14 protein-coding genes and 1 tRNA gene are annotated in these 15,388 nt (G+C 45.3%); 4 read left to right on the forward strand and 11 right to left on the reverse strand.

Annotated elements, in window-relative coordinates; all coding sequences use genetic code 11:
• Positions 1–82 precede the first annotated feature (82 nt).
• Together glnD and hemA are read right to left on the reverse strand one after the other, a co-directional pair.
• On the reverse strand, positions 83–2,761 hold the full coding sequence (gene glnD, locus RTN07_RS07015; protein ID WP_312176903.1) for a [protein-PII] uridylyltransferase: 2,679 nt from the start codon (positions 2,759–2,761) through the stop codon (positions 83–85).
• 157 nt (positions 2,762–2,918) lie between these two features.
• Positions 2,919–4,277, reverse strand: a complete 1,359-nt coding sequence (hemA, locus tag RTN07_RS07020) for a glutamyl-tRNA reductase (protein WP_312176905.1) — start codon at positions 4,275–4,277, stop codon at positions 2,919–2,921.
• A gap of 558 nt (positions 4,278–4,835) precedes the next feature.
• On the opposite strand from hemA, the gene RTN07_RS07025 reads away from it, so the two are divergent.
• Both RTN07_RS07025 and lolB read left to right on the forward strand, forming a co-directional pair.
• Positions 4,836–6,707, forward strand: coding sequence for a tetratricopeptide repeat protein (locus RTN07_RS07025; protein ID WP_312176908.1), 1,872 nt, complete (start codon positions 4,836–4,838; stop codon positions 6,705–6,707).
• 259 nt (positions 6,708–6,966) lie between these two features.
• Complete coding sequence (gene lolB, locus RTN07_RS07030) at positions 6,967–7,647, forward strand: lipoprotein insertase outer membrane protein LolB (protein ID WP_309593117.1); 681 nt, start codon at positions 6,967–6,969, stop codon at positions 7,645–7,647.
• 66 nt (positions 7,648–7,713) lie between these two features.
• Here lolB and RTN07_RS07035 read toward each other — a convergent pair whose 3' ends face one another.
• The 3 genes from RTN07_RS07035 to RTN07_RS07045 all read right to left on the reverse strand — a co-directional run bounded on the left by RTN07_RS07035 (position 7,714) and on the right by RTN07_RS07045 (position 10,969).
• Positions 7,714–8,481 (reverse strand): PAP2 family lipid A phosphatase, encoded by a 768-nt coding sequence (locus RTN07_RS07035; RefSeq protein WP_312176911.1) that lies wholly within the window; start codon positions 8,479–8,481, stop codon positions 7,714–7,716.
• A 125-nt stretch (positions 8,482–8,606) separates the two neighbouring features.
• Positions 8,607–10,313, reverse strand: coding sequence for a phosphoethanolamine transferase (locus RTN07_RS07040; protein ID WP_312176914.1), 1,707 nt, complete (start codon positions 10,311–10,313; stop codon positions 8,607–8,609).
• Positions 10,314–10,504: 191 nt separating this feature from the next.
• Positions 10,505–10,969, reverse strand: a complete 465-nt coding sequence (locus RTN07_RS07045; protein WP_312176917.1) for a type IV secretion protein Rhs — start codon at positions 10,967–10,969, stop codon at positions 10,505–10,507.
• A 194-nt stretch (positions 10,970–11,163) separates the two neighbouring features.
• On the opposite strand from RTN07_RS07045, the gene RTN07_RS07050 reads away from it, so the two are divergent.
• Together RTN07_RS07050 and RTN07_RS07055 are read left to right on the forward strand one after the other, a co-directional pair.
• Positions 11,164–11,562 carry a hypothetical protein gene (locus RTN07_RS07050; RefSeq protein WP_050325294.1) on the forward strand — a complete coding sequence of 133 codons (399 nt, stop codon included), beginning with the start codon at positions 11,164–11,166 and terminating at the stop codon, positions 11,560–11,562.
• Positions 11,563–11,684: 122 nt separating this feature from the next.
• Positions 11,685–11,760 (forward strand) — tRNA-Phe (locus RTN07_RS07055).
• Positions 11,761–11,851: 91 nt separating this feature from the next.
• Here the strand turns inward: RTN07_RS07055 and RTN07_RS07060 are convergent.
• The 6 genes from RTN07_RS07060 to tyrS form a co-directional block, all read right to left on the reverse strand.
• Complete coding sequence (locus RTN07_RS07060) at positions 11,852–12,073, reverse strand: DUF1653 domain-containing protein (RefSeq protein ID WP_095356330.1); 222 nt, start codon at positions 12,071–12,073, stop codon at positions 11,852–11,854.
• Positions 12,069–12,467 carry an FKBP-type peptidyl-prolyl cis-trans isomerase gene (locus RTN07_RS07065; protein WP_095356284.1) on the reverse strand — a complete coding sequence of 133 codons (399 nt, stop codon included), beginning with the start codon at positions 12,465–12,467 and terminating at the stop codon, positions 12,069–12,071. The genes RTN07_RS07060 and RTN07_RS07065 overlap by 5 nt, the downstream gene beginning before the upstream one ends.
• A 12-nt stretch (positions 12,468–12,479) precedes the next feature.
• Complete coding sequence (locus RTN07_RS07070; RefSeq protein ID WP_312176919.1) at positions 12,480–13,433, reverse strand: D-2-hydroxyacid dehydrogenase; 954 nt, start codon at positions 13,431–13,433, stop codon at positions 12,480–12,482.
• A gap of 14 nt (positions 13,434–13,447) precedes the next feature.
• The gene (locus RTN07_RS07075) at positions 13,448–13,777 is read right to left on the reverse strand and encodes a type II toxin-antitoxin system YafQ family toxin (protein ID WP_050325297.1); all 330 of its coding nucleotides are present in this window, start codon (positions 13,775–13,777) and stop codon (positions 13,448–13,450) included.
• Positions 13,755–14,027: a type II toxin-antitoxin system RelB/DinJ family antitoxin gene (locus tag RTN07_RS07080; protein ID WP_062333167.1), complete on the reverse strand. Its 273-nt coding sequence runs from the start codon at positions 14,025–14,027 to the stop codon at positions 13,755–13,757. Before RTN07_RS07080 ends, RTN07_RS07075 begins: the two co-directional genes overlap by 23 nt.
• An 83-nt stretch (positions 14,028–14,110) precedes the next feature.
• Positions 14,111–15,331: a tyrosine--tRNA ligase gene (gene tyrS, locus RTN07_RS07085; RefSeq protein ID WP_312176922.1), complete on the reverse strand. Its 1,221-nt coding sequence runs from the start codon at positions 15,329–15,331 to the stop codon at positions 14,111–14,113.
• Positions 15,332–15,388 lie beyond the last annotated feature (57 nt).

Genomic DNA, 15,388 nt, shown 5'->3' on the forward strand with positions numbered 1-15,388 from the left:
AATCCAGTAGCTTACTTGTAATTGGACTTGCGCTTAGACTTACGATTGGGCTTGCTTGCCACCGACTTTTCCCACTGACAAGTTAACTGACATTCAGCGTTTCTACCAATGCCTGTTTGAGTTTTTCGAGTCGCTCAGCCGATAGCGGTTTGTCTTCATGGTCAGTGATAAAGAACATATCTTCGGCGCGCTCACCCAATGTGGTAATGCGGGCAAAATGCACTTCAATATCATGTGCCAAAAACACCTGCCCCACACGCGCAAGCAAGGCTGGCTGGTCAAGGGTTTCCAAAATCATCATATGCTGATTGGATTGCGGGTTAAAACTAAAAGACACTTTGGTGGGTACATGAAAATGCTTGAGCTGTCTAGGCATGCGTCGCTGCGCCACCTCAGGCAACGTTGGACTAATAAAGGCTTGTTTTAGACGCTCTATGAGTTCAGTTTGGCGCTCGGTATCGGTGAGTAGCGTGCCATGTCGGTCAAGCAGTACGTAAGAATCTAGGGCAAAATCTCGCGAGGCGGTGATGACGCGCGCATCGAGTACGTCCAAATCCATTTGGTCAAACACCGTCATGGTCACCGCAAATAAATTGGATTGGTCATGGGTGTAGATAAACACTTGCACGGCATCGAGTGCCAACTCGCGATGTTCACGCAAAATAATCAGCGGCTCAGGTTGCTCGCTCTCTGTGCGTTGTTTTTGTGCCTCATCATGCGCCATGATGGCTTTGGAATGCCAAACAATATCGCTTGGGACTTCACGTAAAAAATACTCCTCCCCTAGCCCATCCCACAAGCTTTCAATGTCAGCCAAGCCATTATCAGCTGCTAGCAAATCACGGGCGCTTTGCTTGTTGCTGGCAATCATGTCTTGGCGGTTCATCGGCGCATCGATATCGGCTCGCAGGATACGGCGGGTTTGGGTATATAGTTGACGCATCAAGGTTGCGCGCCAACTGTTCCAAAGCTGTGGGTTGGTGGCATTCATATCGGCAACGGTGAGCACATACAAATAATTCAAATAAGTCACATTCCCGACTTTATCGGCAAATTCTGCGACAACTTCGGGGTCGGAGATGTCTTTTTTCTGCGCGGTCATCGACATCAATAAATGCTGAGACACCAACCAGCCGACAAGCTCGGCATCGGCTTGGCTTAAACCATGTGACAAGCAAAACTTGATGGCATCTTGCTCGCCAAGTTCACTATGGTCACCGCCCCGACCTTTGGCAATATCATGGAAAATCGCTGCCAACACCAGCATCTCTTTACGGTCAATACGGCGGTAGATACCACTGACAAGCGGATAAGTATCAACATAATTGTCATCGGTAAAGCGGTGCAACATACGTATCAACATCAAAATATGGGCATCCACCGTATAACGGTGAAACAAGTCATATTGCATCAATCCTGTAACTTGACCAAAAGCAGGCAAATAGCTACCTAGCACGCCATAACGCTTCATGACTCGCAGTCGCCAAAATAGCAGATTTTGCTCTTTGAGATTGTCCATAAACATAGCTTTATTGACGGGATCATTGCGAAAATGCTCATCAATGCCGCGTGCAGCGATTTTTAAAATCCGTAGCGTGCGGGTACGAATATGGCGAATATTTTGCTGACCCATCAACAAAAACATTTCTAAAATCGCGGTCGGATGTTGGGCAAACACCCGCGTATGCGTCACCGCAATGCGATCACCGACCAGTTTGAAGCGCTCATTAATCACCTTTCTCACCGGGCGCTGTTCATCAGGTAGACGCGCCTCAATCAACGTTTCATAGTAGTGCTGGGTGAGCATTTCAGACAATGTTGAGTTTGACATGGCATAGCGGTAATAATCGCGCATAAACTGCTCAACTGCGGCATTGGGATGCGAATTGTCACGGTAACCGATGCGCTCAGCAATCAGGCGCTGATAGTCAAATAAAACACGGTTTTCATTGCGTTTGGCAATTTTGTGCAGATGATGGCGAATCAACCACAAAAAATCTTCTGCTTCTTGCAGCTCATCAAATTCTTTTTCGGTAATAAATTCTTGCTGCACCAGTCCAAACAAGTTTGTCACGCGAAAATAGCGCTTACTAATCCAGCCGACAGTATGAATATCTCGCAAGCCCCCAGGCGCGTTTTTAAGGTCAGGCTCTAGGTTATACTCCGTCGAATTATGTTTAAGATAGCGCTCTTTGGCTTCTGCCATTTTGGCCTCATAAAACTTGGTTTGTGACCAGTTTTTATTGAGTAGCTGCATCGGCAACCCAGCTTGGGCAACATTGCCTACCAAAATTCGTGCTTCTAACAGACTTGTTGCTACCGTGATATCATCGTGACAAGCCTCATCGCATTCTTCAACGGAGCGCACCACCAAAGCAGGATCAATCCCAATATCCCAAAGCTTGGCGACGAACGGCGAAATTTTTTGATTCAATGCTTCATCAATCGGGTTTGGACTTAACAGCAATAAATCCACATCCGAAAACGGGTGCAACTCCCCACGCCCATACCCTCCTGTGGCAAACAGCGTCAAATCGGTTTGATCGAGTTCATACAACTCAAATAAGGCTGCCATCATACTATCAATCGCACAGCAGCGCCCCATGACGACTTGGCGAATCGGTGTGCCAGATACCAACGCCTTATCCAAGTCCGCTTCCACTACTGCTAACCAAGCGGGTATGCCAAGATTGGCTTCGCCTTGCAGGCTAAGCGCAGGCAGTGGGGTAAAATACGGTAGTATCGGTGGGCAAGTAAACATAGCAAATCCTAATCGACGCCATTGTTATCAGAGTTAGCAGAGCAATTTTAAGTATTACAAATTTGATGCAAAAAAGCTAGCCGCCGCTTGTAGCGAAAACTTGCGCTTAAAAACTTGGGCTTAAAAGCTCAGCAATAGGAAAATTATTGCTTGTTAATTATTGATTGTCAAAAGACGGTGACGCTGGCTCGTCATCAAGCAGGGTGTTGTTATGGGTGAGATAGGGGCATTTGTCTTTGCGAAAGGCATGGGTCAGATGTTGTGCCACAAAATTGACGGTTTCTACGGGCTGTTCGCTAGCCGTTTCTCGCAATAGTTTGGACGGTGCATGGGTTAACGTTTGGGTGAGTTTACGGGTCAGTTCGGTCAACACGGCTTCGGCTGCATGACCATCGGCAAGCTGCTGTAAGGATTGGCTTAAAATCATATCCGCATGGTGTTTGGCTTGCTCACGGTACTGCTGAATATCCTGACCCACTTGGCGCACCAAGTATTTGCGCTCAATCGCCACCACGATTTGGCTCACCAATAATTCTGCTTCTACGGCAGCTTGGCGACGCTGTTCAAGGTTGCCTGCAATCACATGTTGTAAGTCATCAATTGAGTATAAATACACGTCATCTAGCTCACTGACGGTAGGGTCAATATCGCGAGGCACAGCCAAATCAATCATTAACATGGGCTGATGACGGCGCTGTTTTAACGCCTGTTTCACCATGGTTTTATCAATCAAGGTATATAGGCTACCGCTACAGCTAGTTACAATATCCGCTTGCGGCAACACGTTGGCTAATTGATCAAGCGGGGTAATCTCAATGTGCGGCACAATCGTTTCAAGCTCAGAGGCAAGCAGCGCGGCACGCTCAGGACTACGATTACAGATGATGACTTTGCCGACACCTAAACCTGCGATATTGGTCGCAACCAGCCGATTCATCTCACCTGCCGCGACAACCAGCAAAGTGTTGTTGCTAGGTTTTTGAAAAATTTGCGTCACCAATTTGGCGGCGGCAAAGCCTAACGACACCGCTTGTGAGCCTACCCGCGTTTCGTTACGCACTTGTTTGGCGGCGGCAAATACCTGCTGAATCACCCAGCTAAGCTTACTCGAGATAGCTTCTTTGGCACGGGATTGGCGCACCGCCTGTTTGATTTGTCCCAAAATCTGCGGCTCGCCCAAAATCATCGAGTCTAGCCCAGACGCTACCCGCACCCAATGTAGCAGTGCATGGTTATTTTGATATTGATACAGGTGTGGCGCGATTTTTTGCATGGGCGTGTTTTTAAAAGCCGCTAGCCATTCAATCACTTGTGACATCGTACTAGTAAGGGTCTGTCCTTCGGGGGCTAGCGCATAGATTTCAGTGCGGTTGCAGGTCGATAAAATCACCGCGCCTTGGGTGATCGCTTTGAGCGAATCTAGGGCAATCGGCAAATCTTCAGCAGCAAACGCCAATTGCTCACGCATGGCAACTGGCGCTGTTTTATGATTTAACCCAATAACCAGAAGCTGCATATAACGTAATGACCTTAAAAATGACCGCGTTTATCAAAGCCGATTTTTGTGAACCCAAGTTTGCTAGCTAAGTGTGCTAGCTAAGCGACATCCAGCCCATATCAGCCTATCGACGCTTGTCATGCTTGATAACACAGGGGGAAAAGTGGCAATATAAAGAAACCTAAAGCAACTTAATAATAACCACTTAATAAAAGTAAAGTAGAAAAGTGGATTATTATACCATTGCTAATAACAAATGAAAAACATCCTGCTTTTTTGATTCAGGGAAATTCTTTAGCCACGATTTAAAGTATTACGATTTAACGCATTACCAGGTCTAGCATGCCTAGCATTTTGAACGGTCATTCGAGCTATCATCATATTTTTTTACTTAACTCTGCCACATCCGCTTATTTGGTTGCTATTTACCCATACGATTTAACCATAATTCTACATAGTTCGACCAGTTGACCCCGTATAATTTAAGTTTCTCATGAACATTTTGTTACATCTTACTTGTCACTGATTGTAATACTGACTGTAATTTTTAGGTACGTTACTGTCCAAGCGAGCTAAATGCGAAAGTTGTTTCCAGCGGTTATTTCATCGGCTTGTTGCGCTGTGCGTGGTTGTCCCCTCAATCCACGCTTTTTTGCGTCGAAATATGTCAAGCCTTATTGTTTATCGATTTATTTACCGATGCATTTATCAATACCGCAGCAACTTTTTGTCAATCTAAAGCCGAATCTAAAACCGCTTCATATACTTAAACCCTCTACCGCTTTAGGCAAAAATGTAGTCGCGACTACGCTCACGTTGGCAAGTTTATTGTTTAGCCCAGCGGTTTTTAGTGCCGGGGCAAATTTTGCATCCGCTAGTCAATCTGTGAATCAGTCTCTTAGCCAGCCAAGCCTGTATGCGATTTTGATGGCGGAGTTTGCCGCAGATCGCGGTCGTATCGATCAGGCGTTAGCGACCTATAAGCAGCAGTCTTTTTTGGCGGATGCTGCCCCCGTCTTTGAACGCGCCCTCGGTTTATCTTTACAAAATGAACCGCCACAGTTGTCACTCGCTTTTGCCAATGCGTGGCAACAGCAAAACCCTGACCATGTGCCGGCGATTTTTTATGTGACCCATCTGGCACTCAAAGCGCACGAGTATGAATTAGCCGGCGAAAAGCTCAATCAAATTTTGCAGTACGATCCTGACGCTGATTTAAGTCAGATTTTGATTGGGATTTATCCCACGGAAACCCGTGACCAAGCTGAATTGCTTGCTACGCTCAATCGATTAGACATCAAAAACAACCCTTCACTACTGGTCATGAAAGCGGGTCTGCTGCTACAGTTTCAACAGCCCAAAGCCGCGTTAGTGGCGATTAATCGGGCGCTTAAAACCAACCCCAAAAGCCCGGCTTTTTTGACGTTAAAAGCAGATATCCTGCAAGCCTTATCGCCCAGTCATCAAGTGATTGCGTTTATTGCGCAGGCGCGTAAAACCGTGCCTGACAATAAAGCGCTATTTGTCTATCAAATTCGCTATATGCTAAAGCAAGGCAAAAGCGCGCAAGTATGGCAACAGCTCAATGCCCGTGCTAATCAGCAGTTTTTGGCAGATGAAGAAATCAAACTACTGGCCGCTTTGGTGGGTATTGATTTAAAAAAATACGCCGCAGCAGATCGCTTGCTCAAAACATTGATTGCCAGCCCCAACTTTAAGGACCAAGCCAATTATTATTTGGCTGTCAGCGCCGAACGCCAGAACCTACTCAATGATGCGATTGGCTACTATGGCAAAGTGATGCAACCTGACTTGGTGCTCAAAGCCAGACAGCAACAGATTGATTTATTAATCTCGCAAAGTCGTTTTGAGGAAGCGATTGCCAGTAGCATCAAATTACGGGAGCAATTTGACAGTTTTGCGCCGCAAAGCTACATCATGCAAGCCAACATTTTGCAAAAAAATAACCAAACCGCGCAAGCGTTAGCCTTGCTTAATAGCGCGCAAACCAGTTTACCCAATAATACCGATATTTTATTTGCCAAGGTATTGTTACTGCCCGATGATGATTACACCAGTAAACTGCGACTGTTAAAAGAGTTGATTCGACTTGCACCGGCAAACGTGGATTATCAACTCGAATATGCGCAAACCTTGGTCAATTTAAAACAAAATAATGAAGAGGTGACCGCCCTACTGACGGCATTAATCAATGACAAAGAAGTCGGTTTAAAGGCGCGGCAAATACTGTCGCAACAAGCGCTGCATCAGGCTAATAACGCCACCGTCATTAGTCTGTTATCGGATAATTTTGATATCGTACCCGATGTGATTAGCGGGTTGCTGCTGCAACAAGCCTACTTAAATTTGGGCAACCAAAAAGAAGCGGAGCGCATCAACCAAATCTTGGTCCATGAACTCGGTTATCAACCCGAAAACCTGCAATAGCACCGCCTAAAATCGTCTCTAAGCACGACGACTAGCGAGCAATAAAGGTTGTAAAGCAGATAGATGACAGGTAAATGGCAGATAAACAACAGATAAATAATAACCGCTTTTTCACCAATTTGAGCAGTTAAGCAAAACAGGCTTAACAATGGCTATTTATAGTTTACCCATCAGTTTTTTAAATCATCATACTTAAGCACAACCAGTTAATATTTGATGAAAACTTGATTAACAAATTTGATTAACATTTGAGGATATTATGCATTTATTACCAGCTGTCATCAGCAAAATCACGGGGTTAAGTATTGCCTGTTTGGGCATCAGTAGTATGCTGCTAACAGGCTGTCAGTCCGTACAGGCAACAACTAAGCCCATCGCAGCCAAGCCTGTCGCCACAGTGATGACAACTCCTGTGGTCAATACCCAAACAGCCACAGCGCCATCGACTACCACTACTGAGCAAGCGGATCCAAGTACGCTATCGAGCGCGCAATTTACTATCAATGGTAAAATTGGCATGACCACGCCGCAGCAGGCAGGTAGTGCGTTTTATATTTGGACACAGCAAGGTCAAAACTTTGCCATTGAGATTGCTGGTGCGATGAATGCGGGTCAAACCAAAATCAGCTACAATGGTCAATCTGCGACGTTAACCAACGAAAAAGGCACCATCAATGCCGCTACCCCTGAAGAATTGCTATTACGTGCAACCGGTTGGCAAGCGCCCATCTCACAGCTGCCTTACTGGATTCAAGGGCAGCCAGCACCCAGTGATGCCAATGGTAAAAAAGACAGCATTAATCGCCTAGTGAGCGCCCAAAATGGCGATTGGACAGCCACGTTTAGCTATAGCAACAGTAACGATAAACTGCCTTCTCGCTTAACTGCCAATCATCCCGATGGCTATAAAGTGGTGATGACCATCAATCGGTTAAGCTAGCCATGCAACCGAAAAGAGGCGTGGGGTGTTCCTCAACGCTTTTTTATAGCTTTATACCATGAACTATTAGCGCTTTGAATTTTTTGCGGACGTAGCTTTGGCATAAAATCGACACCAAGCCCATGCCACTGCCGCGCAAATCCCCCATGCCAAGCTCATAGATACCAGCGTATGACTGAAAAAATGGTCACCTATCAACATTTTATACCCACCCATTAGCCAAGCTATCACCGTCACCATCGCTGCGATTTGCCAGCGCTTGTGCCAAAGACTTGGGATAAACGCCCAAGCATACAGGGCAAACCCAGCACTGGCGTGCGCCGCAGGGAAGCATTTTGAGCGGGTTCCGGCTTGGATGTCTTCTAGTATCGTGAGATAAGGATATTCACCGCCAAAAATTTGCAAGTGATTGGGACACACCACATGAGTCACCCCTTTAAGCGATGCGATAATCAAAGGTACCAACACCATCACGATGAATAGATAGCCTATTTCAGTCAGTGATAGCCGCTTAAAAGGTTTAAACCATGCCTGTTGCTTGGCAAGCCAGTGACTTGATGGATGGCGTTGTAATAAATAGCGTTGTAGCCATGCGATTGCCATATAGACTTCAAACGCAATTAATAATCTTTTGGGAATAGTATAAAAAATTAAGTTAGGGAGTAGTGATTCTTTGGCAAGCAGCCAGCCATCTGTGGGGGAATAAAAATACTGGCTGATGGCTACATCAATGGCGCTGTGCTCAAGCGTTAGCGTAAAGATAATCGCCAGCACCATTCCGAGCACGGTCTGCCTACTGGCAAAATTTTTTAATTTAGCGATCTGTATACTCATCTATTTTGAACCATATATCTTGCCGTCACTGTCGCTGGAGTTAGACGCAATTTTTATGTCGCTAACATTACTTAAATGGCTCTAATTACCCAAATAGCTTTACTGGATAACTTTACTTGATAACTTTACTTGATAAACAAGGGTTTGCCTTGTACGGTTTGCGCACGCACATCAAACAGTTTTAACAAAGTTGGGGTAATAGCATCATGGGTGAGCTCAGTATTAGATGGCACTGCTTGAATGCCTGAGTGCTTACCTGCCCAAAACATCGATGCGACGTGTTTTTGCGCTTTAGGCGCGATTTTATAAGGCATACCATGTAAATAGATGCCGTTTTCGCCCAAACTTTCACCGTGGTCACTGACATACAGCATCGCCACTTGGTGGGTACTGTCATATTTGTCTAACCAGTTCACCGTTTTTGCCAAAAAGTCATCGGTGGCAAGTAGCGCATTGTCAAAGGCATTAATCACGCTTTGTGGGTCGCATTTGGCAAGTTCATTGCTTTGGCAGACTGGGGTGAATTTTTCAAATTGCTTATCATATCGTTTAAAATACGCAGGTCCGTGATTACCCATTTGGTGCAGCACAATTAGGGTGTCCTGGTTAAGCGTATTCTGGTTAGCTAGTTGTTTGACGTAGTCATCTAAGCCTACTAGCATACCCACATCGCGGCACTCGCCATAGGGGTTGGTATTACACATCGTATTGTTGCGCGCGGTTTTATAATCGACAAAATCTGCCGCGGGCAAACGATTAGTGACGCCTTTTGAGCTTGAGTTGTTATCACGCCACAAGATATTAACCTTTAGGCGATTTAAAGTATCAAGTACGTTTTCTTGGTAGTTGGCAGTATCCACATCGTAGTCTTTCATACCGACATAACTAAACATACAAGGCACCGAGTAAGCGGTTGAGGTACCGCAGGCGATGACTTGGTTAAAATTAGTTACCCCAGCCGTCGCTGCCATCTGCGGGAAGGTGGTTCGGTTATACCCATTTAGCTGCACATGGTCGCCGCGCGCGGTTTCTCCGACCACCAATACCACCAGCTTTGGCTTACGGGTGGTGGGGTTGCTCACCTGCACCGCATCGGTTGCATGCATGATTTGGGTTTTGGGTGCCTGTGCTTGTTTGAGCTGTATACTGGCAAGTTTACCCAGTGCATATACAGGGGTAGCAGGATTGGTATAGCTACGAAGCTGTTTATGTTCACGGAAAAAACTGGCGTAATTTTTACTCATCGCCAAAATCGGTAACACCACCAAGCCGAAGCTGACCAAATACGTCAAGCCGCGCTGCAACAGACTGCGCTTGATGGGGGGAAATGTGATCTTTTGCCACGCCACCCATACACTAGGCAATACCCCAAGCAATAAAATGCGTAAGATAAAATTGACATTAAACAAATCGGCGCTTTCTGCTTTATCGGTTTGTAGCGCATTTTGTAGCATATTGACATCATAGACAGTGCCATAGGTATCAGTAAAATACGCCGTGACTGCCGCGGTCAATAGCAAAAAAATCAATACCGCTTTAAGGGTGTAACGATAGCTAAGCAGCACAATAACCAGTAGCATGACACCGCATAGCACCAACGGCAATGAGCCTATAAACCCAATATGCTGGGCAAACGGATAGACTTCAGTGGCTTTATCAAAGAAAGTAACGTTTGCGGTCAGGGTCAAAAATAGCGCGACAATACCCATCATCACATAAGCATTGATACCTTGAGTACTAATACCTTGAGCATTGCCACCTTGAGCACTAATACCTTGAGCATTGCCACCTTGCTGACGCCATGCTACCCATCGAGAGTTATTCACTGACATACGATTACTCACCTTATCTAAATGCACCAAAAAATAGCCATTATATAATAACCGAGTTTAGGATGAGGCTATCATACAGATTTAGCTTAACTGAACCTTAAGACACCCATCCATCAAGCAATTATACCAAAAAAACCACCGCCATCGCTACAAACATTGGGTGGTGACAGCGACACAGAGAGTTGATAACGCTAGGCGGTGGCAGGCTGTAAACTGGCAAACGGAATAAAGGCGAGTAATGGCTCATAATCCTGTTTGAGCTCACGTTTTCGATAATAATCTTCCACCATACGCGCTTGCTGCTCTATGCCATAACGACCAAATGGCTTATTCGCTTGCAGCTCGTAGCTATAGCGCCGATTGAGCAGGGCGCGGCGAAACACCTTAACGCCTTGTTGGATTTGCCAGACATGGGTCAATTCATGCACCAGCCACGCGCGCAGATAGACATTTTGCTGGCTAAAATCATCACAAAAATCTGCTGGATGAAAATACACATGACCATTGGGACTGACCGCATAGCCTTTGAGCACCCACCATGCGGTTTTTAGGCGTATACTATCAAGCTGTAACGTATCACCAAATACGCTACTTGCGATGGCTTTTTCGCCCGCCGTTAGTGGACGGCATTGAGCAGGTTGTTTTGAAAAACACATCATCATTTCACAGAGTTTGTCCAAGATTTGGTTAACCCAAAAAAGCCATCACGGCTTGCCAACGCCTTGACAGCTTTTATTTTTAGCAAAAAATACTGGATAACAATTACAAGTTTGTTGGTATCCTAGTTACTATTTTATACTAAATCAACATGCGCTAATTAAAACGTGAGCTAATTAAAAAGGAGGGCTTTATGCCATTAGAATCCGTTGCCATCAATAACTTTGAAAACAACCGCATTGACGATCCTGAACTCAAATTGCGGGTGGAAAAATTGTACGACAGCTCATCTGAGTTTGCGACAGGTCGTGATGCTGTGGCGTTTTTTGAAAAGGCCTTTGCCAAAGGTGATATCCTTTATTTGGGGATGTTTAATGAAAAACCGATTGCCGCGATTGGCTGCTTTAATGAAGGCATCGAGTCTAGCCGCTTACTGCAGTACATCGTACTACATCCTGCAAATCGCGGGCGCGGTCTTGCCCCTAAATTTGTCAAACAAGTCACCGATATTGAGCGCAAAAAAGGCAATACCAAGTTTGTACCCGGCTGCGGCGCAATTCATCGTATTTTAGCCATGTACGAGTTGATATAACTTGATATGACTTGGGATTTTGCCAGTTACTAGCAACTTTTTGCAAAAAGTTTAAAATAGTGCTTGACACCTTTGGCAATTTTTAGTTTAATAGCCGCTCAAATACTGATGCTGACAAACATGGCGCGGTAGCTCAGTCGGTAGAGCAACGGATTGAAAATCCGTGTGTCGGCAGTTCGATCCTGCCCCACGCCACCATTATTTGTCTTAGGTATAAATCGATTAACCCCAAGCTTATTATTTTGGGGTTTTTTGTTGTCGGTTATTTTTATATCAATTACCGCCAAACTTAACTGTTTAGCGGTTTTATCAGCTTAAATCTTGGCACAGCTTCGCCATTGACTTCCACCGTTTCGGCAAACATCGCAAGCGGTCGCGCCCAAACCCCATAATCGCCATAAAGGGCACGATAGACAATCAGTTCTTCTTCACTCTCGCTATGCTTGGCAAGGTGTAATACTTGATACAAATTGCCTTTGTAGTGCTGATAAATGCCTAATTTAATCTCAATCACGAGTTTTGACATCCAATAATTCAATTTCAAAGGTTAAGTCTGAATTTGGCGGGATTTTACCGATTTGGCGCTCACCATACGCCAAGTGACTTGGCACGATGAGTTTGCGCTTACCACCAACTTGCATGGCTATGAGATTGGTAGGGTCTTCAACTTGGGCTTGATAGCCGATTTTTTGCGCATATTCGCCACCCAAAACACCCACATCCCAACCTTTAATCACCCGCCCTGTGCCAATCACGGTTTCAAACGGTTGCCCGCGGTGATGCGATGAGTCAAATACCGTGCCATCTGGCAGATAGCCCGTGTAATGCGCAGTAATCAGTGCCCCACGCTCGGCAGTTTTACCTGTGCCGATAATTAGGTCTTGGAATTGCAGTTTACTTGTCATATTTATTTTCCGTTATTTTGCCTTATGGGATAGTTGGGTAAACTCTTGTACTTGCTGACACAATATGTCCCATAGGTTAAGCTGGGCGTTGACGCTGCCCCACGCATTATGGGGGGTAAAAATCACTCTTGGGTGGTCTTTAAGTGTGAGTAATGGGTCGTTGTCTTGGATAGGTTCATGTTCAAACACATCTGCCCCATAGCCTAATAATTTACCTTGTGTAACGGCATCAGCCACCGCCTGACTATCGACCACGCCACCGCGCGCGACATTGATAATCAATGGTTTTTTTGTCATCTTAGCAATGCTATCGGCATTCACTAAATGCTGCGTTTGCGCAGTCAATGGACAATGTAGGGTAATGACATCGGACTGAGCGAGGACATCATCAAACGCGCTATAGTCGCTATTTCTTGGCGGTTTGTTTTGGTGTTCGGCTATCAATACTGTCATACCAAAGACTTTGGCAATTTCCCCAACCCGTTTGCCAATCGTACCATAGCCAATAATGCCCAGCGTTTTGCCTTCAAGGTCAATGAGTGGCGTGTCGAGCAGACAAAAGCGACCATCTTTTTGCCAGTCCCCATGGACCACTTCATGATGATAGTGGCGAGCCGCTCGCATGGCTGAGAGTATCAGCATAAAGGTATGTTCGGGGACGCTTTTGACCGCATAGCCTGCGACGTTTTTAACAGTAATGCCGTGCTTGTCACAAGCGTCTTTATCGACGTTGTTCATCCCTGTGGCGGTCAGTTGGATGAGTTTGAGCTTTGGGAGCTGCGCGATAATTTCGGCGGTAAGCTCAACTTTATTGGTGATGACAATATCCGCGTCTTGGCAACGCTCAATGATGATTTTGGGGTCATTGGGCGTTTGCGCATACACTTGATAGTCGCTCAGTTCGTGTGGGGGTGCTAATGCTAAATCAGCGGAAAAGGTGGCTCGGTCGAGGAAGATGGCTTTCATTTTTAAATCCCTTTTTATTCAAATAATTCGTTATGTGTTCCTGCACGAGTAAAATAAACTGTTTCAAATTTTGTGATGGTTTGAATTTTGTAGATTAATAAAAAATCGCCACCCACATGTAACTCTCTAAATCCTGCCCAATTTCCTTTTAGTTCATGGTCTTTCCACTCTGCCCCTAACGGCTCATTATTGGCAATTAATAACAGCATGACTTCTTTGAGCCTGACCATGTCATAACGCCCTGTTTTCACTAGCCTTTGCCAATCATTCAAAAAATCTTTGGTAAAATCTGAGGCTCTTGGTAAATTCGTGCGTTTTGAATTAATCGGCTTTTTCGAGGGCATCAAACAATTCCTTGTTACTGCTAAATCGGGCTTGCTTGTCTGCAATCATGGCTTCAACGTCTTGCATCGCACGTTGCGTGGTGGCGTTAGGAATTGCGACGTCAAACGGAATAGACTTTGTTGCCGTAACTTGACGTAAAAATAGACGAATCGCTTGCGCAGGCTTAATACCTAGTTCGTCAAACACTTCAAAGGCTTGGCGCTTTTCATTGGCATCAAGTCGAAATTGATACATAGTTGATTGTGTCATAGCTACTGACCTCTATAAAAAGCAAAAATGTAGTGATATTGTCACTACATTTTAAAATAAAACCATTGGTTAAGCAATAGACTTTAGGAAATCGTCACTTTGGCATACGCTTTTTTGCCGGCTTGAATCACCACCGTTTGTCCTGCAGTGAGGGCAAATCCTGCATCTACCACTTGCCCATCCACTTTCACCGATTGGTTTTTCAAAAAGTCTTTCGCTTGCGCCGAGTTTTTCACCAAATTGGCTTGGTTTAACACTTGGGTGATAAATAACCGCGCTTGACCATCAAGGCTAATCGTCACCTCTGGCAAATCCAATGGCAACTCACCATCTACCAAGCGATTGCCCGCTGATTTGTGCGCGTTTTCGGCGGCTTCTTTGTCATGGAAACGCTCAATCAGCTCTAGTGCCAAAATACGTTTGACTTCTTGCGGATTGCGCCCGTTTTCGATGTCTTTTAGCAAGGCTTCGACTTCATCCATGGGTTTAAAGCTAAGTAGCTCAAAATAACGCGCAATCAAAGTGTCTGGCATGGACAAGATTTTTTGGTACATTGAGCCTGCGCTGTCATAAATGCCGATGTAATTGCCAAGCGATTTGCTCATTTTTTGTACGCCGTCTAGGCCTTCCAAAATCGGCACGGTGATACACACTTGCGGCGTTTGACCATAGCGAGATTGCAAGGTACGACCCATGAGCAGGTTAAAGGTTTGGTCAGTACCACCTAGCTCAACATCGGCTTGCATGGCGACTGAGTCATAGCCTTGCACCAGTGGGTACAAAAACTCATGAATCGAAATCGGCGTTTGACTGTGATAGCGTTTTGAGAAGTCATCGCGCTCGAGCATACGCGACACGGTTTGCTGGCTTGCCAAACCAATCATGTCACCTGCCGACATTTTGCTAAACCAATCGGAGTTAAACATCACTTGGGTTTTGGCGGGGTCAAGGATTTTAAATACTTGCTCTTTATAAGTTTGGGCATTCTCCAGGATTTTTTCTTCAGACAATGGCGGACGAGTGGTATTTTTACCCGTTGGGTCTCCAATGCGAGCGGTGTAATCCCCAATCAAAAACAACACTTGGTGTCCCAAATCCTGAAAATGCTTGAGTTTATTGATTAAAACCGTATGACCCAAGTGCAAATCGGGTGCGGTCGGGTCAAACCCTGCTTTGACTCGCAGTGGGCGGTTTTCTTTGAGTTTTTTAATTAAATCGTCTTGCGAAATAATTTCGTGCGTACCACGTTGGATGAGTTTGAGTTGTTCTTCTGCTGCTAAAAATCTATGAGTAGAATCGGTCATGCTTACCTCGAAAAAAGCGCGGGTTAAAACGGCTGAAAAAAAGTGAAGTTTAGCCAT

Source organism: Moraxella sp. CTOTU46934 (assembly GCF_031979465.1).
Classification (GTDB): domain Bacteria; phylum Pseudomonadota; class Gammaproteobacteria; order Pseudomonadales; family Moraxellaceae; genus Faucicola; species Faucicola tetraodonis.